The following is a 21,870-nucleotide window of genomic DNA, read 5'->3' as shown; positions in this document are numbered from 1 at the left end:
CTAATCGCACCTTATAAAATCTATCACTCTACTTCCTATTCTTATCTCTCAATTTCAGTATTAAAATTCAAAGCACATCCAGTATTTTCACTAGCTATCATTTATAACCCTGATATCACGTTTATGGCAGATGTTGACGGTAGTATCGCGCTAATCACACGATTCCAGCGAGCCAAGCCTGTTGGATCCACATAAAGAATGTCATTGGCTTGCATGTCAAAGCGACTGGCTAGTGCCAAGCTTATGATGCTCTGCATGTCGACGTAATAGATATTGGTGTACTGGTACTGAGGGTTGTCGCGCACGATATATACTTTGGCTGCATTAGCCGTATTGGAATTTAGTCCATTTGACTCGCCCAATACATGCGCTAAGCTCAGCCCCTGTTCTGGAATTGCCACTGGCTCAATTTTGCCAAACTCACCCAATACGTAGACCTTATTGCGGCTTTGGCTATTGACGTGAATAGAGTCACCATTCCGCAGATAGATTTGATTGGCAGACAGTCCCATTTTATGTAGTGACTGCACTCCTAAGCGATAGCTGTTGCCCTGACGATTTAGCACAATGTTATTTGAATCGCCTGTCTCAGTGGTACCACCTGCCATAGAGATAGCCCCATATACCGACACTGGCACATCAGCAATAGCAAACTCACCAGACTGCTTCACCGCACCATCTACGAAAAACTTGCTGCCACGGTAATTGATGATTTTGACTTGAGGATCTGAGTACTTGAGATAGCGCTGTAGTTTGCTTTGCAATGTGGCGGTGAACTGCGGCACGCTCAGCCCACTGGCTTGAACTCTACCTATCAATGGAAACTGTATATACCCTTGTTGATCTACCGTTAAGCTAGCAGTTGACGCATTAATATCTGGATAATTGGTAAGGATGATATTCAGCACATCCCCTTTCGCAATGCCGTAATTGACTCGTCCAGAGGTTTTGATCAAATGAGAGAGATCTTGAGTAACAGTAGGCGGCGCTGTACGTGGTAAAGTTGCCAGACTTAAAGGCTGAATATGAAATTGAAGACCGTTATCTGCGGTAAAGGTGCCAGATTCAGGAAGATTTCCTGACTGAAGTCCTGAGTTGATCGTACAGCCACTAAACAACCCCATCAGAAATAAGCAAAATATGCTCATTACCAAAAAGCGTTTGTGTACAAAAATGAAATATTTATTAACCATAACAGTTACTCATATTTATATTTGTGAATCAAACCAAAAACCTCACCACAGCATTTATATTCGTAAAAAAGAATATATTTAATAAATATACACCTAAACTATATTCAGTGCAATACATATAATCTGTCATAAAATAATTAAGTGACTATTTTGCAACTTCTCATCAAGCCCTTTATTTTCGGCTAATTGCAAAAATTTATATCGACTTTTAGATTGTTGAGCGATAAAAAAACGCAAGTAAAAACAGCTTCGTCATAAATAAAATTTTTATTTTTAATTTGAAAAACTTTAACTTAATAAAGGATTGTTTCGATTGCATTTATGATTGGAACTATCCCTTTAATGCCGGAGTAGTGTAAGTGTTTGTATCTATGTATTAACTTATATAGTCAGTCACTAAGACTCTTCGAGTCTATATTTCGTATACGACTAATAAACTTTTATTGATTAGCACAATGTTTGCTTATGCATTAATAATCAGTAAGCTATTGGTTTACGTGCTAAATTTGTTAAAATAGCGTAGAATAGTCAATCCAATTTTTTACATTGAGAAATGTAAACCCACCGACTCAAGGATATTATGATGAAAGATGAAAAATTACAGAAAGCACTCGCCCGTATGGGACTTGGTTCACGCCGTCAAATGGAAGAAGTCATCAAATCTGGCCGCGTAACGGTTAATAACGGTCCTGCGACCATCGGTGATCGCGTCTCGCAAGGTGATGAGATTCGCGTTGATGGCCGTCAAATCAAATACACTTCTGAAAATGAGAAGCGTCGCCGTGTTATCGCTTACTACAAGCCTGAAGGCGAAGTTTGCTCGGCTAAAGATCCAGAAGGCCGCCCAACTGTCTTTGAACGTTTGCCAAAGCTGACGCATGACCGCTGGGTAATGGTTGGACGTTTGGACATTAACTCAACTGGCCTATTGTTATTTACTAATGATGGTGAAATGGCGCATCGCTTGATGCACCCATCTGGTGAAGTCACTCGTGAATATGCGGTACGTGTATTGGGTGAAGTAACGCCTGATATCGCTCGTGCATTGACCGCTGGTGTCATGCTAGAAGATGGCCTTGCAAAATTTGAAGACATCAAAGAAGGCGGCGGCGAAGGCGTCAACAAGTGGTATCACGTCCAGCTAAAAGAAGGCCGTAACCGCGAAGTACGTCGTTTATTTGAATCACAAGGTCTAAAAGTTAGTCGTCTACTACGTACACGCTATGGCACGATTGTTCTACCAAAAGAGCTACGTACTGGTCGTTTCTTAGAGCTTGATAAAAAAGAAATCAACACGTTGACGGATTTGGTCAGCTTACGCCCACGTTATGGCACGGGTCTACATGGCGCTGCTAAAGAGAAGCAAGAACGTATCAGAAACAAGCCGCTTAAAGCGCGTCGCACTGATACTCGTAGCGATAACCGCAACAGCAGCGCGAAACCTAAAAGTAGCGCTAGCCCTGCCAGCCGCGGTACACGTAACACCCGTGATCGCAATGATAAGCGCTAGTTAAATTGGTTTAACATTATTCTAAGTCTTAAATAGATTTGGGATAAACATAAAAAAGCGGTCAATGATAAATAGTCATTGACCGCTTTTTTTGTGTCTTTTTACAGGCGTCACAGTTTTCAAGCATCACAGTTTCTCAGTATAGATATAACGGCTCAGCTATCGTGGCTATTAATATAGTGCTTCATGACTCGCAGCTCTTGTAGCTGTTCCTCGTCCATTTGCGCCAGTAGTCTATCCAAACGCTGTTCGATATTATCTAAAACACTCTGCAATAATTCATTAGCTTCCAATCTCTTTTCGTTATTTCTATTCTTGGCATTTATATCCGTTAATTGGTAATGAGTAGCCAGCATCTCGGGTAACCGTGTTTGCAACATTTTATTTAATACAAACTGCGCTTCTGTTATCGCTGGTGTCTTATTCTGAGTTTGTAGGGCTGCTTGATAAGCGTGATAGCTGCTTACTTTCTCATCGATACGTTTTAACTGGCGTAGTTGCTGCTCTGACAAGTTTTTTAAGTGCTGTTTATCTAACGTTAACTGCTGCAAGCTTAATGTGGCTAATGACAAGGGCGTATCATAATCTTGATAAGTGAGTACGCCAGGTGAGATACCGACGGCTTTATGAAAAGCCTGCCAGCCTTTTCTACCTAGATAGAAGGTAGTGATGGTCGTTACAATACCGATGCCTATTAAGATACTCATATACGCTTGCTCTTTACCCTTTCACCATTCAACTGTGTGTTCATAGCTTAATATCTTCAGCGCTCACATTTTCACCAGTTGGGCTTTCAATCGTTTGGATACTTACCTCACTGCTCGCATCACTACTGGCATTGCTATCGGGCTTTTGAAACTCTGTATTGCTAGCAGGTTTCTCAAAACGTTTCTGGAGATAGCGATTGGTTGCAAGTAGTTTTTGACCGTCTTGATGATATGACGCGTTGAGCAGGTCATCGAACTGTGTGTTAATTGTCTTAAGCACGTCTAACAAGGCTTCTTTACCAGTGACATTAGAATGTTTAATTTTGGTAGTATCAGCAAGCGCACTATCTGTCACATCTAAATCGTGCAAGCGGCGATAGTCAGAGAGGGCTTGTGGCACATGCCTATCCATGAGGTTCTGAATCATAATATAAGTTTCGTTGACGGCATCCTTATCATCAATCTTTCCATCATTATTGGTATCGCCATACATGACACGCAGCTTTTCACCCTTTGTGTTAATTTGCTCCAGAGCAGTTTTAACGGCGACGGGTAGGCTTTTTTCAGGTATATAACCCAGTTGCGGCATTGCCTTATATTCGAGCATTTTGGGTGCTGTGACTTTTTTAATGCCACGATAACCTAGATATAACCCAGCCGCTGGCAACAGCCCATACAAAACAAACATTACGAACATTGCAGTCATTTGGGTCATTATATTGTCCTTATTACTTATCAGAATGTCGTGGCTGATTTTTTATGGTTGTTATTATTAAACAAAAAAATAAGGCTCTATTAAAGCCCTATATTGTTATGCATTGGGTCGATTGTGTTTTTTGATAATACTTAACCTTTGCAAGTGTTCAAAAAAACATCATCAAAGAACATTTAACTTTGCGTACGGCTCTTAACATAACGGTGGGTTGAGGCAAGGCGGTTCAAAACTGTCTGATGCAATTCATCCAATAATTCGTCCAGCTCATAATCAATCTCTAAGAACAAATCTGTCAGCATATCACCAGCAGTCATCTTGCCCTGCACCATGTTATTTTTGGTGCGATGCGGACTAAAGCGTTGTAGCTGCTCATAATGATGTAATGCTTCAGGGATACTTTCGGACACCAATTTATCGATGACGAACTGACGCTCGTTATGCTGCTGCTGTTGCTGTTCGTTCAGCTCACTACTCCATTCACGATAACGCTTTAGCTTACTATTGATACGATCTAATATCGCAACGGCTTCAATAGGCATGGCATTTAGGGTGGCCTCATCGACCACATCAACAAGTTCAGTCATAATCGGACAACGTCCATGTTTGAGATACCACAAAGTATCTGGGTCAAAAGGCGGTCTATTGGTTGGGCGCATTTGAGCACGATTGCTCAGATAGCGATCGGTCAAAGGCGTGGATGATTGGCTATCACTGACTTGTGCCAACGCATCACATATACGGTTTACACGTTCAGGCGGAGTCAGTGTAGAACGCTCTTGTACTGCGTGATTGCTATCACTATTGGCAGTAGCATCTTGTTCATGATTGACGCTCATCTCCTGAGCATTCTTTGCTGCCAATGTCGGTAGGTCATCTTGAGCTTGCCCAAATGACTGTAGCATTCTTGTCAAACTGACTACCATGACTTGCTCTGCCCCTCGTCTATTACACTCACATTGTGCGCATATTGCATACATTCATTCAATAGCGTATCTTAGCAGGTTTTTGCTGGCCTGCCAGTAAGCAAAATGTCACCATTCCTACACGCCAACCGTTAAGCACCGTATTATGAATGCTCCCGATTATATTTCTGGTTTCCTACTTGGGTTATCTCTCATCATTGCTATTGGTTCCCAAAACGCCTTTGTACTCAAACAAGGTCTCAAACGCGAGCACATATTTTTTGTTTGTTTATTTTGTGCGGTGAGCGATGCGTTTTTAATATCAGCAGGTGTTGGTGGTTTTGGTGCAGTTACGGCCCGCTATCCTCACGTTATAGATATCGCAAAAATAGCAGGCGTTATATTTTTATTAGGATATGGCTTACAGAGTTTGTATGCCAGCGTACGCGTGTCACATGCTTTGACTGTCGAAGGACAAGTCGTGACTAGCTTAAAAAAAGCCTTGTTACTATGCTTTGGTTTTACTTGGCTAAACCCGCACGTCTATCTAGACACATTGGTACTCGTCGGCATGGTCTCTACGGGTGCAAGCAGTAAATTGACGTTTGCCGCAGGTGCAATTAGCGCTTCGTTCTTTTTCTTCTTTGCGCTTGGGTATGGTGCACGATTACTCAGGCCTCTATTTGAGAAGCCTAAGGCATGGAACATACTGGATGCTTTGGTAGGGTTGTTAATGCTGTATCTGGCTTGGCATTTGTATCAAAGTTGATAGAAATATAACTGAGAAATGATAGATAAGCTGAGTGTTGAATAAACTGAATGACGTCGATAACTGCTAACCACTGTATAAATATATATGGTTAGCGGTAATATTGTATTGATCATTTACATCAAGCTAGGAAAGAGCGTACGCAGTCCATTAACGATAATCTCGATAGAAACGGCGGCCAATAGCATACCCATGATTCGGCTCATGATATTCAAGCCAGTATCGCCTAGTAAGCGACTGATACGACCTGCCGCCATCAATGCCAAATAGCAAAACAGACTGATGAATAAGCCTGCAATCAAGATGGCAGATACCTGCAAAATACCTGATACTTGTGAAGAATAAATGATAACCGTGGAGATACCACCAGGCCCAATCATCATCGGAATCGCAAGGGGAACCACGGCAGCTGCCATCGAGACTGGCGCATCTTTTACATGGTCAACATCGAAGTTCTCTTGATCAGGTTTAACAGGGTTACCCTCTCCATTCATCATATTTAAGGCAATTAAAAATACCAATATACCGCCTGCCAACTGGAACGAGCCGATAGAAATACCAAGGGTTTTTAGTAGCGTCTCACCTGCAATCGTAAAAAAGCTGATGGTGATAAAAATGGTCAGACAAGCAACGCGCGCGACCTTACGTCGATTGTTCATCGAATAGCCGCGAGTCAAATCTAAAAATAACGTCAATGCGCTAAATGGATTGATCAATACCATAAAGGCTAGGATTATCTTGATAATTTCAGTATTCACTGAGCGCTCGCTTGTCTATTGATACCGCTTGTGCAAAAAGATAAGGTCATCGTGCGAGTGCAACGATGACCCAATAGGCAACTAAAAATAGCATTGTAGCATAGGCAGATAAGCTAATAAAATTATTAACTTTGCGCCGTTATGCCTATATGTCACCTTAGTAAAGCTTCAGTGCAAAAACAAGCATTTAACCGATTATCAGTACAAGCTGTCAGTATAAATTGCCATTCTATTAACTCGGTGATAGTCCTTTCGCTAAAATCGAGCGCATGTAGCGCTATTAACCTTTAGCACATCTATATTTATGCACTAAAATCTAGCCCAATATCCAAAGCAGTAGTACTGTGCGTCAAATAACCCATCGCGATAAAATCAACCCCTGTACTTGCAGCCGCTTGTACCGTTTCGGGCGTAATACCACCTGAGGCTTCAGTCTTTGCGCGCCCCTTACACATAGCAACCGCTTGCGACAATGTTTCAGGCGACATGTTATCTAATAGCACTAAACTCACACCTGCATCGAGCGCTTGCTCTAATTGCTCTAGCGTATCGACTTCGACCTCAATAGGAATCAGATGCCCAGCAAATCTCTGTGCTTGCTGAATGGCTGTTTTTATATCACCAGCAATAGCGATATGATTGTCTTTAATTAAAATCGCATCATCCAACCCTAAGCGATGATTGCGTCCGCCGCCGCAGCGTACGGCGTATTTTTGTACAATACGTAAGCCTGGAATGGTCTTACGTGTACAGGTAATTTGTGCAGGATATTGGGCCACGCTATCGACAATTTGACGAGTCGCTGTCGCAATACCGCTGAGATGGGTCATAAAGTTCAGAGCCGTGCGTTCTGCTGTCAATAAATGACGCGCGTTACCTTTTACCGTCGCTAACACCGCGCCAGCCTCTACTGTTTCGCCATCCTGTACTTGTGCAATAAACTCAATTTGTGCATCGACTAAGGCAAAAGACAAACGTGCCAAATCGATACCACATATCACGCCTGCTTGCCGCGCCTTGATCTGTAGCTGCGCTTGCATATCGGCTGGGATAGTAGCTTGTGAGGTTACATCACCACGCCTACCCAAATCTTCAGTTAGTGCATTCTCAACCAATGGTTTAAGCAATACGTCATCCAATGCTGGCTCTTGTTCAATTGTCATCTTTGACCCTTATCTAGGCATGATATTGATAGAAACTGCTCGTTATTTAAACTCAAAATGAGCATAAATATAGCGTAAAGTTAGCGACCCTGCAAGGAAAGGTGACAAATTTTTCGTATTACAAACCGATTTAGAGATAAAACGGACTGGCTTGAAATGACTACTTGCGCTTAGGAAGTTTGCTGTCCATCAATAAACTCTGTAATTCAATATCATGACGGAAGCGATATAGCTTGGCAGGACGACCGCGCTGGGCAGTGCTACTCTCTCCTGTCTCCATTACTAGGTTTTGCGAATCAAGCAACCGACGGAAGTTTTGCTTGTGCAAACGCACGCCTGATAGTGCTTCAACACTCTGCTGCAACTGCGATAAGGTAAAGACGTCTGGCATCAAACCAAAAATAAGCGGTCTATATTCAATTTTCGCGCGCAGTCTTGAGATAGCAGTAGCGATCACGCGACGGTGATCGTAATACATGGGTACACCTATGCGTTGTGACCAGTCCTCTGGCAAGGCAACAGCTTGATAATTGGGCGGATAATTAGGGGCTTCGGGTATCAGACCTGCTTCATAAAGCATCTCATAGCGTAGTAATACATGCTCTGCAATCCATTCTCTACTTTCATTATCGTGTTCGTTGACTGATTGGCTGTCAGTGAGTTTGCCGCTTGCCAAAAACGCTTCGTCCAGTCCCCAACATAAACCAATACGCTGACGCCTGCGCTGTTGGACAATCGAGTCGTTGGCAGTATTGGCCCATTCAAGTAGTGCTGGTACGATAAAGTCCATAATAATACTAGGCATACCGTCCAAATGATTTTCCCATGGGAAATAATCATACCAATCTCGCCAGAGTGCTTTGCTTTGGAGTGCCTGCGTTTGCGTCTCTTGCACCAAACCTAAATAACTCACATACACCAACGCATGGCCATCAATATTACGCCTGTTAGTATCGACAAAGGTATATAACTGCTCCAAATATCCAAGCGGTTGCTGCGTTTGCTCCTCTACCCATTGACGCACACCTGCTTGTAACGAGCGATGTAGCGGCATAAGTGGCCCATTTGGCAACAGCTTGCCTTGGTCAACGGTTAGGACACGCGCGATATGATCTGTGATAGCGACCAACACGGCGACCACTTCTGTCGTGCCGCTACCTTGCTGGTGCGCATGTGAATAAGACAACGTCATGGCTTTGGGGATTATCCTTTTTCTCTGAAAAACAAAAGGCTATCAAGGTTAATAGCTACCGTATGGCTTAGTATAGCTTGAATCTAAAACTATCATAGTCTGTCGTTGTAAGTATAAAAAATCAATATCGACATACCGTTTTGAAAGGCTAAAACCGAATATATTGAATAGATCAGTATAAAAAAATACTTGTAATTATGCTCAAAATGAGCATAATTAAGATAACTTATAAATTTGTTATGCCCAATTACCTATTTTTTAGCTCATACATTTATCGTTATTGCACCAACAAAGGCTGCCATTATGAAAAAATATCCTTACGACGCACCTATCATGAGTACGGACAATCGCATCGCCACTCAGATGAATATTGAATATGCCAAGGCTAAAATACCAGCAGACTTGCCTCGCGCTGAACGCATCGTGGTTGAAGAAAACATCAAGAAGCTACTAAAAGACAATAATGCCGTACTGGTAGCACACTACTATGTCGACCCTTTTATCCAAGATTTGGCATTGGCAACGGGTGGCTGCGTCGGTGACTCACTTGAAATGGCTCGGTTTGGACAAGCTCATAGCGCTCAAACATTGGTGGTCGCTGGTGTGCGCTTCATGGGTGAATCGGCAAAAATATTAAGCATGGAAAAGACTGTCCTCATGCCAGATTTGGAAGCCGAATGCTCGCTTGACTTGGGCTGCCCTGCTGATGAGTTTTCAGCATTTTGTGATGCCCATCCTGAGCGTACTGTGGTCGTCTACGCCAATACCAGCGCCGCGGTAAAAGCGAGAGCTGATTGGGTGGTAACCTCATCTGTCGGTATAGACATCGTCAGTCACTTACATGCCCAAGGTGAGCCTATCATTTGGGGGCCTGATCGCCATTTGGGTAAATATATTGCGCGTGAGACTGGTGCAGACATGCTGCTTTGGCAAGGGTCTTGTTTGGTACATAACGAATTTAAAGCCACTGAACTCCTGCAACTGAAAGAGGAGTACCCAGAGGCCAAAGTCTTGGTGCATCCGGAGTCACCTGATAGCGTGGTTGAACTAGCCGATGTGGTCGGCTCGACTAGCAAGCTTTTGCAATCAACGTATGAGATGGATGCTGATACCTTTATCGTCGCTACTGATTTGGGCATATTGCACGAGATGCAAAAACGCTCACCAAACAAGCGATTCTTGGCCGCACCGACTGCTGGTGAGAGCGCAAGCTGTAAGAGCTGTGCGTTTTGTCCTTGGATGGCCATGAACGGTCTAAAAGGGATTGAACAGTGCTTAGCCTATCAAAGCGGCGAAGTGCTAATGACACCTGAGCTAGCGACTGCAGCAAAAAAACCATTACAACGGATGCTTGATTTTGCTGAAGCGCAAAAGCAACGCGTAGCCGCCAGTGGCGACATTGTAAAAGACCGTGCGCTGTTCGCTAACGTTGGGGCAGCCTAGCATGAATCAGTCGCATTCAGTTGATCGTCCCAGCACCACTCGCTATGAAAATAACAGGAGCAGCAGTGATATGAGTAATATGATAAAAACTGATGTTCTTATTATTGGGGCTGGTCTGGCAGGCTTGAGCACCGCGCTATCTCTGCCGAAATCACTGAATATCACTGTTTTAAGCAAAGCCGCACTTGAGGTGTGCTCAAGTCACTACGCTCAAGGTGGTATCGCAGCCAGCTTAGACAAAGCAGACTCTGTGACTGAGCATGTCGCTGATACCTTAATCGCTGGTGCAGGATTGTGTGCGACTGACAATACTGCCCGTATCTTGGGTGCAGGACAGCAAGCGGTGCAGTGGCTATGCGAACAAGGTGTGCCATTTACTCAATCTACTTTAACTAAAGAAAATGATAATACACCTGATTTTGTAGTCTTAAAAACCAGTGACTTACACTTGACCAAAGAAGGCGGTCATGGCTGTAGACGTGTGGCTCATGCGGATGATGCAACGGGTCGGCACGTGATGGATGCATTAATTACCAAAGCACAAGCTGCAACCCATATCACTATCTTGCCTTATCATGAAGCATTAGAGTTACTGACTTCACCTATAATTAGCAGCTCCTCTTTTAGCATGAACGATAGCGAGATTAGACATTGCCGAGGAGCGTTAGTCTTTGATCATATCAACGAGCGCCAACTCACCATTCATAGTTCAGCTGTCGTACTCGCTAGTGGTGGCTTAGGTCAACTATTTAAGCGTGCCAGCGCGCCTAACGTCTGTGTTGGTGATGGCGTCATGATGGCATGGCAGGCAGGTTGCCGCTTGGCAAATTTAGAATTTATTCAATTTCACCCAACGGGTCTGGCATTAGATGACAGCAGCTTTCTGATATCTGAAGCATTACGCGGTGAAGGTGGACGACTCTATTGTCCACAGACTGGCGTGCGCTTTATGTTAGACGTTGATGAGCGCGCTGAATTGGCGCCACGCGATATCGTCGCTCGGGCAATAGCCAATCAGATTAGTAGTAACGGACTTGGCTACGTGCATCTTGATATCAGTCACTTGCCAGCCGCATTTATACAGGCACATTTCCCGCAGATTTATCAGACGCTGCTAGCACTCGGTATCGATATGACGACAGACCCTATTCCGGTCGCTCCGACTGCCCACTATAGTTGTGGCGGCGTGGTGACTTGCGCCAATGGTTTGACCGACGTCGCAGGACTATATGCAGCAGGCGAAGTTGCTTATACAGGGCTACATGGAGCCAACCGTTTAGCAAGTAATTCATTGTTGGAGTGTGTGGTGGTTGGTCGCAACATTGCCGCTAATTTGCCACGTTACTTAACAAAATTGGATCGCTTAAAGAACTTAGAAGCTTTAGAAAAAATGCCACAGCCACATACGACTGCCTACTATGAACTGCATCAGTTAGCTGCCGGTATTTGGCAATATCCGACATTAGAAAACACGCAGTTTGTTATTTTACCTTCTTCTAAGCAGTCATCACTCCCAACTTATAATGCCGATAAGGCGTTTCATTCTGACGTAGCTATTGCAGAGATAACTATAGCGTTGAAAGCTCTTTTGACAGCCAATATGGGCATCACACGTAGCGATGAAAAATTAGAGCAAGCATTGCGACAAATTGAGCAGTGGCAAGAGTCAATCGAACATAATAAAACCATGCTATCTGATATGAGTAGTAAAGCCCTTACTACTGACAGTGAGCTTGACATTTTTCAATTGGTGAGGCAATTAGCGTTAGCAACGATGATTGTCCAATCGGCTTATCAGCGCTTTGAGAGTCGCGGTGGACATTATCGCGAGGATTATCCTAACTTAGCTGAAACGCCTTTAACCAGTATCATTCTGCCATTAAGAAAAACTACGCTTAGCTCCTTTTCTCACATTATAGAAAATGAGCGTTGTCCGATACCAGTTACTGACCATATTTAAACCTACGACAGATAACAGATAATAGCCAAACCCATCAAGAGGATATCTAACACTATAGTTAAAGAAGCATTTAAGCTATCATTATGGATAGGCTTAAAATATTACCTCTTCTTTGAGTGTCCATGGCATGGCTTCTGATATTGTGTTTGTAATTGCCCTGATGATAATTGTCAGCTTGGCTTGGAGTGTACTTGCCGTACATCGTCTGCGCAAACGCTTGCCAAAAATCTACCTGATAGCACGCTCGTGGTGGTTGATGTTAGCCGCGCTCTGCACTTGCTATGTGATTGCAAAAATAACGAACGATACGCAAGGTTCTCATTTGCAAGTATATCCCTATCAATGGCTGTTCATTTTATTTTTTATATTAATTGGTTTACGCGGTAGCTACGAGATTAAACGCCTATGGTGTTTACGCAGTAAAGCCGTGCTCATTCATAAACTCCAAGCGCAAGGCTTACAGCCAAGTACGCTCCTGCTACCGAAGACCTCTCTCAATCCGACTCAACACTATACGCGGCTCAACTACTTAGACCTACTACTGAGTGTTACCTTCCTCTCACTCATCATTAGCCTTGTAGCCTTACAGCAATTGACCTGGCAACGCGAACAATATGGCGTTTTACTCTTCGTATTATTTGCCAGTCAGTTTAATGATATTGCCCAATATTTATGTGGGAGACTGCTTGGACGTAAGCTCTTTAAACGAGGTCTAGCGCCGACTATTAGCCCGAATAAAAGCATTGAAGGTGCTATCTTTGGTAGTTTAGTTGCGGCAATCTTGGCAACAGCACTAGGTTTTGGGCTCACCCCTTTTGATTGGTGGGTCTGTCTATTAGCTGCCTATGGCTTGGCTGTAAGCGGTATATTTGGAGACTTGTTGGAATCAGCATTTAAGCGTCAACATGGGGTAAAAGATACCGGAACGATGCTCGCTGGTCATGGTGGGGTATTAGATCGGATAGACAGTTTGCTGATTGGAGTGCCAGTATTTACCCTACTGTACTGGTTATTTGGTTAAATACAATCAAAGCACAGATAGCATAGTCATCTATGCTTTATCTAGTTTACTGCGCAATATCCAATTGAGCACAGGCTTAGGCAAATGATTTAAGGCACTCGTGATATAGCGCATTGAGCGTGGGAATATCGCTAGTTCTACATCATCGTCAATCGCCTGCATAATACGAACAACAGCTGCTTGCGTGCTCATGATAAATGGCTTATGGCTAGCATCGCCATCGTTTAAATCACGTAGTGCTTGAGTATTGATATAGCCTGAAGCAATACAGTTCACTTGGATGTTGTAAGGCGCAAGTGCTGCTCGATAAGCGCTAGCCGTAGCAATCATTGCACGTTTGCTTTTTGCATAAAGGCTAGCATAAGGATAATCCATCGTACCTGCGATAGAGGCAATACAGATGAGGCTAGTTCTGTCACTTCCAGTCAAATCCAACGCCTGATGTGATTGTTTTAACTGCTGCTTTAACTGATCACTTGCCCATCTAAAAACCTGCTCAAATGCCTGTAAATTAATTGCTAGCATTTGGTCGCTATCTGCTTGATTTAAGTGATGGATACGCTCATTGGTATAGCTACCAGCACTATAGATCAGCCTTTGAAATGGAATACCTGACAAATTGTCTAATAACGTTTGCGTTTGATTTGGTTCAGTTAAATCACACACATAAGTTACGATAGCAGGATGCTGGCTATTGATATCGGCTATCTTTGCTGCGCTACTACCAACAACGCTCACCTGCCAGCCAAGCATCTGATGATGCAACGCCAATGCCAAGCCAATGCCACTCGTACCACCAACGATAATAATATGCGGCGCATGGTTTCTAGTGATACCTTTTGCGATGTTTTTCATAATTTATGTTGCTGTATATAGTTGACCGTACGCTGATAGCCATATTGCCATTGCGCCTGCATTTGCTGCACAAAACCGTCATAGTCGCTGTGTATTAGCTCAACAGTCATTTGCTTTAGGTTAAACCGCTTTTGCACATTTTGACCTGCTAACTGCTGTTCATTATCGGCAAATGGTAACCAATGTAGCTGACGGTTTTTATTAATGGTTTCAGTGAGCGCCGACACACTGACTGGTTGATAACTGTGTACTGCTGCCAAGCGCTCATTGGGATCAAAACCAAAGACGCGCTGAATCGCTGGGGCGGCAAGCCATGGGTCATAACCTGCCTTGGTTTCTGCAAATACACTGTTACCCAACTGACAGGCCAGTTCGATAGGTGTGAGATTAATCACCCCACCTAAGCACCAGCCAAGCTCTGCGATGTGTGTGGGCGGTAGATAGTACATGTCAGCCATAGACGCGCGAATCACTGGGGCAAAATCCCATTGCGTCTGTACTTTTACAGACGGGTGTATGCGTCCGTTTGCAAACATATGCGCTGGTGACGTTATTTGTTCGTCAGCCAGACCTGATACGAAATTTGGTAAGCACGGCGGCGCAAATAACAACTCTTGCAGTGCGAGTTTTTCATTATACAAACCATCAGCAGGTGCTTGATACAGTCGGCTAGCAATGATTGCTATCTCTGGTGCTGCCTTATCAGTATTGCCACTATCATTATTACTAGTAGCAAACTGCGACAGCTCATCTAGCCAATACTGCTCGTTATCGATACGAAACATCGCCAGCTGCTGCACCTCACTTAACAGTCGCTCGTAGCTGTCTGCTTGACGTTGTCCTTGTCCATTATCCCTTTGCTTTGATAACCGCCAACGTTTGAGTGCATGTGTCATATAGCGCAGCTTTAGACGTTTATTGGCTTCATCTGGCGCGACATGTCTGATGGCAGTGATGACACGATATAACTCACGGCTGCACATCAATGCTTGCAAATCTTTAGGGTCGGGCGCAAGGTGTACTAAGTAGGCAGACAAACTACCACCGCAAGTACCGACGATAATATCTGGCGCTAAATCATGAGACACTAAGGCTGCATAACTGCCCAAATAGTAACCGAAACGTGACCCTCCCCCTGAAAACAGCTGAACACGTTCATAAGGTTTAACCTGCTCATTGTTCATCTATCACTCATCATCAGTTGATACAGTTTTAATCGCTAACGAAACAGTAAATATCCCAAAGCGATCGATACGCATCGTGACTTTCTTAAAGCCTGCACGCTCAACCAGTTGATCCATTTCTGCTTGCGAACGACAACGCATTACCCAACTACTACCACGGTGATTATTTAGTGTTTTACTGATAAACTCCTGCTCAGGGTGCCACGGTTGGTTGGTATAAATCAGATAACCGCCCGATTTTAAACTGTCATAAATACCTGCCAAAGCTGTCGCTGGTAGCGCATTATCAGAGAATAATTCAAATAACCCTGAAGCAATAGCAAGATCTGATTTTTTAGTATCGGTACTAGTATCATTCGTATGTGCATTGATATAACTGGAAGGATCAAAGGCATCCTTCTGACTGGTCACTACTCGATCAGCAATCACTAACTGCTGTGCTTTTGCTTGCAGTGCCTGAATATTATGCATCTCATAATCACGCAATTCAGCATACAAATCTGTAAATTCTGTCAGCAGATCAAACGCATAAAAACCATGTCCACTAGCGATATCTAATAATTTCGGTTGATATGGCTCAGCGTTTTTTTGCTTGGTAGTCCTAATGTCGGCTAATGCTTCACGTGCCAACTCCAATATATGCTCACGGCGAATGCGAATACCTTGCCAGCCGATATTGTTTAAATAAAATTTATCGACTGCCTGTCCGAATTTATTCTGACCGCTGGGTTTATTATAATAGACATGATCCAGTGAATGACCTGAATCAAATCCATGCTCAAGTCCTGTCGCAATCGCATCGCTAACATGACCAAACTTCTGCATCGCAAAACGGGTAATCGCAAAGTTTGGATTGAATGGTTTAATCGCCAAACGATCCACTTTATCCTTACTGGCACTGTTTAAGTGAGCCGTACTTAGATCAGGGACTTGTACTTGGGTGCTAAATATTTGCTCAGCAAACTCAATACAGTCGGCAAAGACATCGGCTTTATTGGTCTCATGAAAGATTGCATGGTAGCTGTCTGGATACAACTGCCAGCGTTTGATCGGTGTGTTAATCGCTTCATAAAATGTGCGCTCAGCCTGTTTATCGACCACATAATCCTTGCCCGCACATAAGACGAACGTCGGTACGGTGATAGCACCAGCATCATCGAGTAGACGCTGACCCGTTGCATGAGTGTCGATGAGTAAGTCGGTCGAGATACTGTTGGAAATTAACGGATCAGCATTGTAAGCTTGCTGCGCGTCTTTATCATGGGTCAGTACTTGTGCTTTAACATAGCTGCTGACACGTGACATCAGACCTAGCGTACGTGCCACCTTTAGCGATGGTATAAGCAAAGGGCAAATACAAGCGAATACTGAGCGCAGGCGTGCCAAGTATCATGCCGCGAATATTGGGCGCATAATCATGTACCCATGCTGCTGCCAATACCGCGCCGATACTACTGGCGACAATCAATGTATCCTCGATAGCAATGCCAGTCTGTCCCATAACCAACTGGACAAAACCCTCTAAATCTCGCTCAAGCTCGGTAACGCTATCAGCATGATCTTTGATACCCCCTGAGCGCCCATTGCCGCGCGCATCCCACGCAAACACCTGATAGCCAGCTGTTGCAAACTGCTCTCCTAGCTCTGCCAATCGTCCCGAATGCTCATGCCCTCGGTGCAATAAAATAACTTGGCGCAACGGTTGGTTGGCTTGCTTGATAGCTGATTTTTTCATGTCTTCTAAAGGCGTCGTTAGCCAATAGCGATAATAAATAGCCGTGCCGTCGTAAGCGTTATAACAGCTTTCACCATTGATGATTTTAGATGCAGACAAGTCAAAACCAACACTGGCCTGTTCTTCGAATTTTTGACTATCAACGGTTGTGGTTGGCATTTCTTTGAACTCCAATGGGCGAGCGTTATCAGTAGAAGTATTTGGCAAAACAACAGTAAGAGATAGTGAGTTGTTTGTTGACTCACCCAGTACGGATCGCAGCTCAGGTGGGTTACGCCTCAAGTATAACTCTGTCATATAACGTAGTCGATTGAGACAAGTCTTTAATAGCATTATCTCTGTTAGTATAAATAATTGACCTATTCTGACGGCAGGCGAAGCCACCTGCGTTTTAATACCGACTGGCGCTTTGGCTCTAATGCCCATAAACGCACCAAGCATACCTAATAAGAAGGCACGATCGCTTTTACCCAAAAGCCCTTGATTAGCACGAACACCTAACATGGTATCACTAGTAATACCTAACAGCTCAGTGCCAATACTAAGGGCGATCAGAGCAGTGATATGATGCTGAGAAGTTAATATATTCGTTGGCAAATTAACTATTAACGTTTGCTGTTCTTTATCATTGATATGATGGGTCAGAATATGAGGGGTCAGGCTCGCCAATAGCGCTGTATCGGCAATCATATCACCTACTTCGTTTAACACGGCTCCTAGCGTTGATGCCTGCCCATGTTCACGCGCCATCATGCCATCGATGGCATTGAGTGCCATACGTACAAACAATGATGAAGGCAATAAAAGCCACAGCCGCTGCTGTTCAGCTGCTGGTTTGGCAATGATATAAGCAGTACCGATACTTAATAAAACAGCGGATACCGTCACTTGGTTAGCGGTAATATTTTGCTCAACCAGCGTATTGCTTATCGGGCGTAGTTGATTTTGAAACTGAGTTTTGAGCTGATATAGTGACATGAGTCTAGCCAAATATTTTCAGTACTTTAATGTAGCAACAAAAGTTTATAAGGTAAAGAATTACAAAGCGCTCAAAAACGTTCAAACATTTTGAAAAAGATATTTATTAACATCATTATAATCGTCTAATTTTTCCATTTTAGTCAACAATGAGCGATGATTTGCAATGAATCTCAGTGGCTCATATCAATATTGTTAACCTTATATGGTACAATCTTCAGCTTCTTAAAAACGCCTTATTAAAAATGCTGCGAGCCCGTCATCATGGAAAGCCTAGTCACCCTTGTTCTGGTATTAATGCCAATGTTTATTGGCTTTGCCATTCCGTCTAACCCTACTATGACAAAAGTGGCCGACAAAGGTCTATCATACCTGGTATTTATCATCCTAGCTTTGATCGGCATTGAGCTGTCTCAGGTAGAAGGTCTGGGCAATCAGCTGGGTGAAATTGCCTTATATGTCACCGTCCTATCAATATTAACAATTGGTTCAGGATTATTTGCGCTTATGGTGTTTGACCATATACGCCCGTGGCATGCCAAAAAACCAAGCGTAAAATCTAAAGAGCATCGGGTGAGCATTCGAGGTAGCTTGGCGCAAGTGGTTTGTGTGGTGATTGGGATGGTGATTGGCTATTTCTTGCCTGCTGATTATATGCCGCCTGAAAACTCTATGACCGTCATGCTGATGATTTTGATATTACTGGTCGGTATAGGCTTAAAAGGCTCGGGCATCACCTTAAAAGAAGTATTACTGAATAAACGCGGCGTAGAAATGAGTGTCATCTTTACGCTAGCGGTATTGGCAGGCGGGCTTATTTTCGCGCTACTATTTACGGATGTGTCATGGACGAAAGGCTTAGCACTATCGTCAGGGTTTGGTTGGTACTCGCTGTCAGCGATTGTCATGACCGATGCTTATGGCGCGGTTTGGGGTAGTGTCGCGTTGTTTAATGACTTGGTACGTGAGTTCTTTGCATTAATCTTTATTCCGGTATTTATGCGCAAATACCCCTCCGCTGCGGTTGGGCTTGGCGGCGCGACCAGTTTAGACTTTACCTTGCCTATCATTCAGCAGTCAGGTGGTCTAAAAGTCGTGCCACTAGCGATTAGCTTTGGTTTCCTAATTAATATTGTCTCGCCAGTACTGATGGTGTTCTTTTCAGCGCTTGGCTAAGCTATATTTTGTAGATCAGCTTATTCGTATTTGATATTACGATTATTTTATTACTAACCATCTGTTTAACTAGCTTATCGATGGTTTTAGAGTCTTCATTACGTAAATGGCTTTTAAGATAGTTTGTTAAACTTGACTTTTTGGATGGTCGAGTACCTGCTGGTCTACTTTTTAGCTGTGCTATTGCACGTTGATATGTTGTAGCAGAGTCTTTGCTATTCTTATTATCATCTTGTGAAACTTTACTCGAATTTCCTTTGATATTATCGAAAGGTGAGTAATAGATAGCTTTGTTATCCTGTTTTATTATTGCCTTTTTTTTGAGGTAAGTTACAACTAAATCAATTTGATCCTGACTATTTGCTTGGCGATAACTTGCAAGTTTTTGCTTGATCACATTATTCAATCCATCAATTTCTTTTGCCTTACTTCGTAAAACTTGATCAGTGACTAAATCTAATATTCCTTGACTATCTATTTTATAAATTAATTTTTCTTCATTTTCATTAAGGCTAATAAGTCCTGCTTTGATAAATTTTCCAAAAACCTGTTCAAAAATATAATCTTGCTCAGTACTATTAAATCTCTTTAGTACTGTCACTGGAACGTACTTCTTTATCGAGTACAATAGGTTAGATTTATAGCCCGGTAAAAACACCTTACGATTGACAATGCTATCAAAAACCAACACGTAACACTCATGTATAACCGATTTGGGAACACTCTCTTCAAGGCTTTGCTCTAAAGATTTTTTATTGTCCATGGCAACGCTAGTAACGTCATCACACAAAACATGATGACTGTCTTCGATGACAAGTTGGCTTTTTTTTATATCTGATGCACTTTCTATGTTTGACTCGTAAGCCACAGTTAGCTGATTAGCATTTTCTAACCGCATGATACTCATACCATCATAGGCACTATTGAGATGCTCAACCAAGATATCATAACCACTATCTCTTGCTAAAATACAAACATCAGCACTAGGATCAATTTCAGAGATTTTGCCAAGATAAAAAGACAAGTAAAAATCTAGCGCATTCTTCCCTGCATGTTGCATCTTAATAATGTGCAAATTTTCATTATCAAACCTGAGCAAGTTTTCAACCAATTCAAGAGGTAGACTCTTCTGCTGATTAATACCCAAAAAAAGCCATACATGACATTCATCCACCTCTACATTATCGAAGCTTTTGGGCTGAATGTTCTCATAGTCGATTAAAATGTGCTTCATGAAAATATTCTTATTATTTAATTTAAATTGTTATTCCTAAACCCCACTCGCTTGCTTAGCAAATAAACGCATCAATGGCTTGATTTTGCTGACTCGGTACATACCCTCATTACGTATCTGCTGCACAGGACGCATTTGTGCAAGCGACCCTGCAAATAACCAATTAAGCGCAGAAAAGCTGTGCATCATCAGGCTATTATGCGGACGGCGCGAACGCTCATAATGACGTAGCGTTTGATTGCTGCCCCAAAGCGTACCGCCACTACGGGTAAAGTCATGCGTTAGCTGCTCACATAATACTTGCACGTCCAGCATACCAAGGTTCAGTCCTTGACCTGCCAGCGGATGTACGCCATGAGCTGCATCGCCAATAAGTACCAAGTTATCAGCGACGTAGCTTTTCGCTTGCTGTGCCGCTAATGGAAAACTAGCGATAGACTCAATCTGATTAATCGCACCCAACTCGTAATTGCTGGCAGCTGCTAACTTATCAGCAATAAATCGATCTTCTTCCTCTATCAATGCCAACGCTTGATTGCGCGGCAATGTCCATACGATCGACTGCCAATGCTGCGGGCTTGCCTTATCAACATCGGTTATATCAGCTAGTGGCAATAGTGCCAACGTACCTGTTGGTAGCATAGCTTGACGTGCTGTCGCTTGATGTGGTTTCTCAGTCTGAATCGCACAGCAGATGGCAGTTTGTTTATAGTCAAGTGTATCTACGCCAATCCCTGCTTGCTGACGGACAAATGAACCGCGCCCATCAGCACCAACTAATAGACACGCATCAATCGCTTCGCCATTGTCCAGAGTTACACGGTAGCCTTGCTGCACCCCTAGCCAATCCATATTGACAACTTTATGACCAGCGATAAGGGTCAGATAGTCACTGACATCAGCTTCATGCAAGCGTTGCCATAATGCGTGCTCGATAACAGCAGGCTCAACCATACTACCTAATAATATAGGCTCATAATTTTTACTGCTATTATCCTCGGCGCCGCTGTCTTCACTTTCGCCAAATAATAACTCACCCATCCCATTGAGCTGCCATACCTGCATTTGCGAGTAGTCTGCTTTGCGCTTAGAGACGGTAATATGTTGCCAAGCGCTAATATCTTTAAGCAAATTAATACTAGCCATACTGAGTGCATAGACACGTGCATCACGTTTGCTAAGTATATCTTGCCAAGCTGATTCATCACGCTCAGGACGGGCATCAATCAACGTCACTGGCATTTTATCTTGCGCCAACTTTAGAGCAAGCGTTGCCCCAACGATACCGCTACCGATAATCAGCGTATGGTTGTTTTTCATAAGGTGTCTCTCAATATTGTTCAATATTAGAATGCTTATTATCAATCTTAATTAC

The 21,870-nt window shown here is 43.2% G+C and carries 17 protein-coding genes and 1 pseudogene; 6 read left to right on the top strand and 12 right to left on the bottom strand.

Annotated elements, in window-relative coordinates:
- Positions 1-101 precede the first annotated feature (101 nt).
- Positions 102-1,148 carry a polysaccharide biosynthesis/export family protein gene (locus tag CXF69_RS11695; protein WP_227522980.1) on the bottom strand — a complete coding sequence of 349 codons (1,047 nt, stop codon included), beginning with the start codon at positions 1,146-1,148 and terminating at the stop codon, positions 102-104.
- Positions 1,149-1,776: 628 nt separating this feature from the next.
- On the opposite strand from CXF69_RS11695, the gene rluB reads away from it, so the two are divergent.
- A complete protein-coding gene (gene rluB, locus CXF69_RS11690; protein ID WP_101206234.1) occupies positions 1,777-2,703 on the top strand; it encodes a 23S rRNA pseudouridine(2605) synthase RluB in 927 nt (308 codons plus the stop codon).
- A 155-nt stretch (positions 2,704-2,858) separates the two neighbouring features.
- Here the strand turns inward: rluB and CXF69_RS11685 are convergent, their stop codons facing one another.
- The 3 genes from CXF69_RS11685 to CXF69_RS11675 all read right to left on the bottom strand — a co-directional run bounded on the left by CXF69_RS11685 (position 2,859) and on the right by CXF69_RS11675 (position 5,027).
- A complete protein-coding gene (locus CXF69_RS11685; protein ID WP_101206235.1) occupies positions 2,859-3,410 on the bottom strand; it encodes a hypothetical protein in 552 nt (183 codons plus the stop codon).
- Between the two features lie 40 nt (positions 3,411-3,450).
- Complete coding sequence (locus CXF69_RS11680; RefSeq protein WP_101206236.1) at positions 3,451-4,125, bottom strand: hypothetical protein; 675 nt, start codon at positions 4,123-4,125, stop codon at positions 3,451-3,453.
- Positions 4,126-4,298: 173 nt separating this feature from the next.
- The gene (locus CXF69_RS11675; protein WP_101206237.1) at positions 4,299-5,027 is read right to left on the bottom strand and encodes a hypothetical protein; all 729 of its coding nucleotides are present in this window, start codon (positions 5,025-5,027) and stop codon (positions 4,299-4,301) included.
- Positions 5,028-5,193: 166 nt separating this feature from the next.
- Here CXF69_RS11675 and CXF69_RS11670 point away from each other — a divergent pair, with 166 nt between their 5' ends.
- Positions 5,194-5,796, top strand: a complete 603-nt coding sequence (locus CXF69_RS11670) for a LysE/ArgO family amino acid transporter (RefSeq protein ID WP_101206238.1) — start codon at positions 5,194-5,196, stop codon at positions 5,794-5,796.
- A 116-nt stretch (positions 5,797-5,912) separates the two neighbouring features.
- On the opposite strand, the gene CXF69_RS11665 is transcribed toward CXF69_RS11670, so the two are convergent.
- From CXF69_RS11665 to CXF69_RS11655, 3 genes are all read right to left on the bottom strand, one after another.
- Positions 5,913-6,554, bottom strand: coding sequence for a MarC family protein (locus tag CXF69_RS11665; protein ID WP_082624565.1), 642 nt, complete (start codon positions 6,552-6,554; stop codon positions 5,913-5,915).
- Positions 6,555-6,856: 302 nt separating this feature from the next.
- Positions 6,857-7,717 carry a carboxylating nicotinate-nucleotide diphosphorylase gene (gene nadC, locus CXF69_RS11660; RefSeq protein WP_101206239.1) on the bottom strand — a complete coding sequence of 287 codons (861 nt, stop codon included), beginning with the start codon at positions 7,715-7,717 and terminating at the stop codon, positions 6,857-6,859.
- A 160-nt stretch (positions 7,718-7,877) separates the two neighbouring features.
- On the bottom strand, positions 7,878-8,909 hold the full coding sequence (locus tag CXF69_RS11655; protein WP_101206240.1) for an NUDIX hydrolase: 1,032 nt from the start codon (positions 8,907-8,909) through the stop codon (positions 7,878-7,880).
- A 303-nt stretch (positions 8,910-9,212) separates the two neighbouring features.
- On the opposite strand from CXF69_RS11655, the gene nadA reads away from it, so the two are divergent.
- From nadA to CXF69_RS11640, 3 genes are all read left to right on the top strand, one after another.
- Positions 9,213-10,352, top strand: coding sequence for a quinolinate synthase NadA (gene nadA / locus CXF69_RS11650; RefSeq protein WP_101206241.1), 1,140 nt, complete (start codon positions 9,213-9,215; stop codon positions 10,350-10,352).
- Between the two features lie 70 nt (positions 10,353-10,422).
- Complete coding sequence (gene nadB, locus CXF69_RS11645) at positions 10,423-12,312, top strand: L-aspartate oxidase (RefSeq protein ID WP_101206295.1); 1,890 nt, start codon at positions 10,423-10,425, stop codon at positions 12,310-12,312.
- 127 nt (positions 12,313-12,439) lie between these two features.
- The gene (locus CXF69_RS11640; RefSeq protein ID WP_101206242.1) at positions 12,440-13,333 is read left to right on the top strand and encodes a phosphatidate cytidylyltransferase; all 894 of its coding nucleotides are present in this window, start codon (positions 12,440-12,442) and stop codon (positions 13,331-13,333) included.
- Between the two features lie 30 nt (positions 13,334-13,363).
- Here the strand turns inward: CXF69_RS11640 and CXF69_RS11635 are convergent, their stop codons facing one another.
- From CXF69_RS11635 to CXF69_RS14660, 3 genes and pseudogenes are all read right to left on the bottom strand, one after another.
- The gene (locus tag CXF69_RS11635) at positions 13,364-14,188 is read right to left on the bottom strand and encodes an SDR family NAD(P)-dependent oxidoreductase (RefSeq protein WP_101206243.1); all 825 of its coding nucleotides are present in this window, start codon (positions 14,186-14,188) and stop codon (positions 13,364-13,366) included.
- A complete protein-coding gene (locus tag CXF69_RS11630; protein ID WP_101206244.1) occupies positions 14,185-15,372 on the bottom strand; it encodes a patatin-like phospholipase family protein in 1,188 nt (395 codons plus the stop codon). The genes CXF69_RS11635 and CXF69_RS11630 overlap by 4 nt, the downstream gene beginning before the upstream one ends.
- Before the next feature lie 6 nt (positions 15,373-15,378).
- Positions 15,379-17,995 (bottom strand): annotated as a pseudogene (locus tag CXF69_RS14660) (alpha/beta fold hydrolase); the annotation flags it as partial.
- Positions 17,996-18,349: 354 nt separating this feature from the next.
- On the opposite strand from CXF69_RS14660, the gene CXF69_RS11615 reads away from it, so the two are divergent.
- Complete coding sequence (locus CXF69_RS11615; protein ID WP_101206247.1) at positions 18,350-19,261, top strand: LysO family transporter; 912 nt, start codon at positions 18,350-18,352, stop codon at positions 19,259-19,261.
- Position 19,262: 1 nt separating this feature from the next.
- On the opposite strand, the gene CXF69_RS11610 is transcribed toward CXF69_RS11615, so the two are convergent.
- Together CXF69_RS11610 and CXF69_RS11605 are read right to left on the bottom strand one after the other, a co-directional pair.
- Entirely contained in the window at positions 19,263-20,495 is a 1,233-nt protein-coding gene (locus CXF69_RS11610; protein ID WP_101206248.1) for a PIN domain-containing protein, read from the bottom strand.
- Positions 20,496-20,531: 36 nt separating this feature from the next.
- Positions 20,532-21,815, bottom strand: coding sequence for an FAD-dependent monooxygenase (locus tag CXF69_RS11605; protein ID WP_101206249.1), 1,284 nt, complete (start codon positions 21,813-21,815; stop codon positions 20,532-20,534).
- Positions 21,816-21,870 lie beyond the last annotated feature (55 nt).

Origin of the sequence: Psychrobacter sp. Choline-02u-9, assembly GCF_002836505.1 — a bacterium.
GTDB lineage: Bacteria > Pseudomonadota > Gammaproteobacteria > Pseudomonadales > Moraxellaceae > Psychrobacter.
This window is presented reverse-complemented; position numbering and strand designations above follow the sequence as displayed.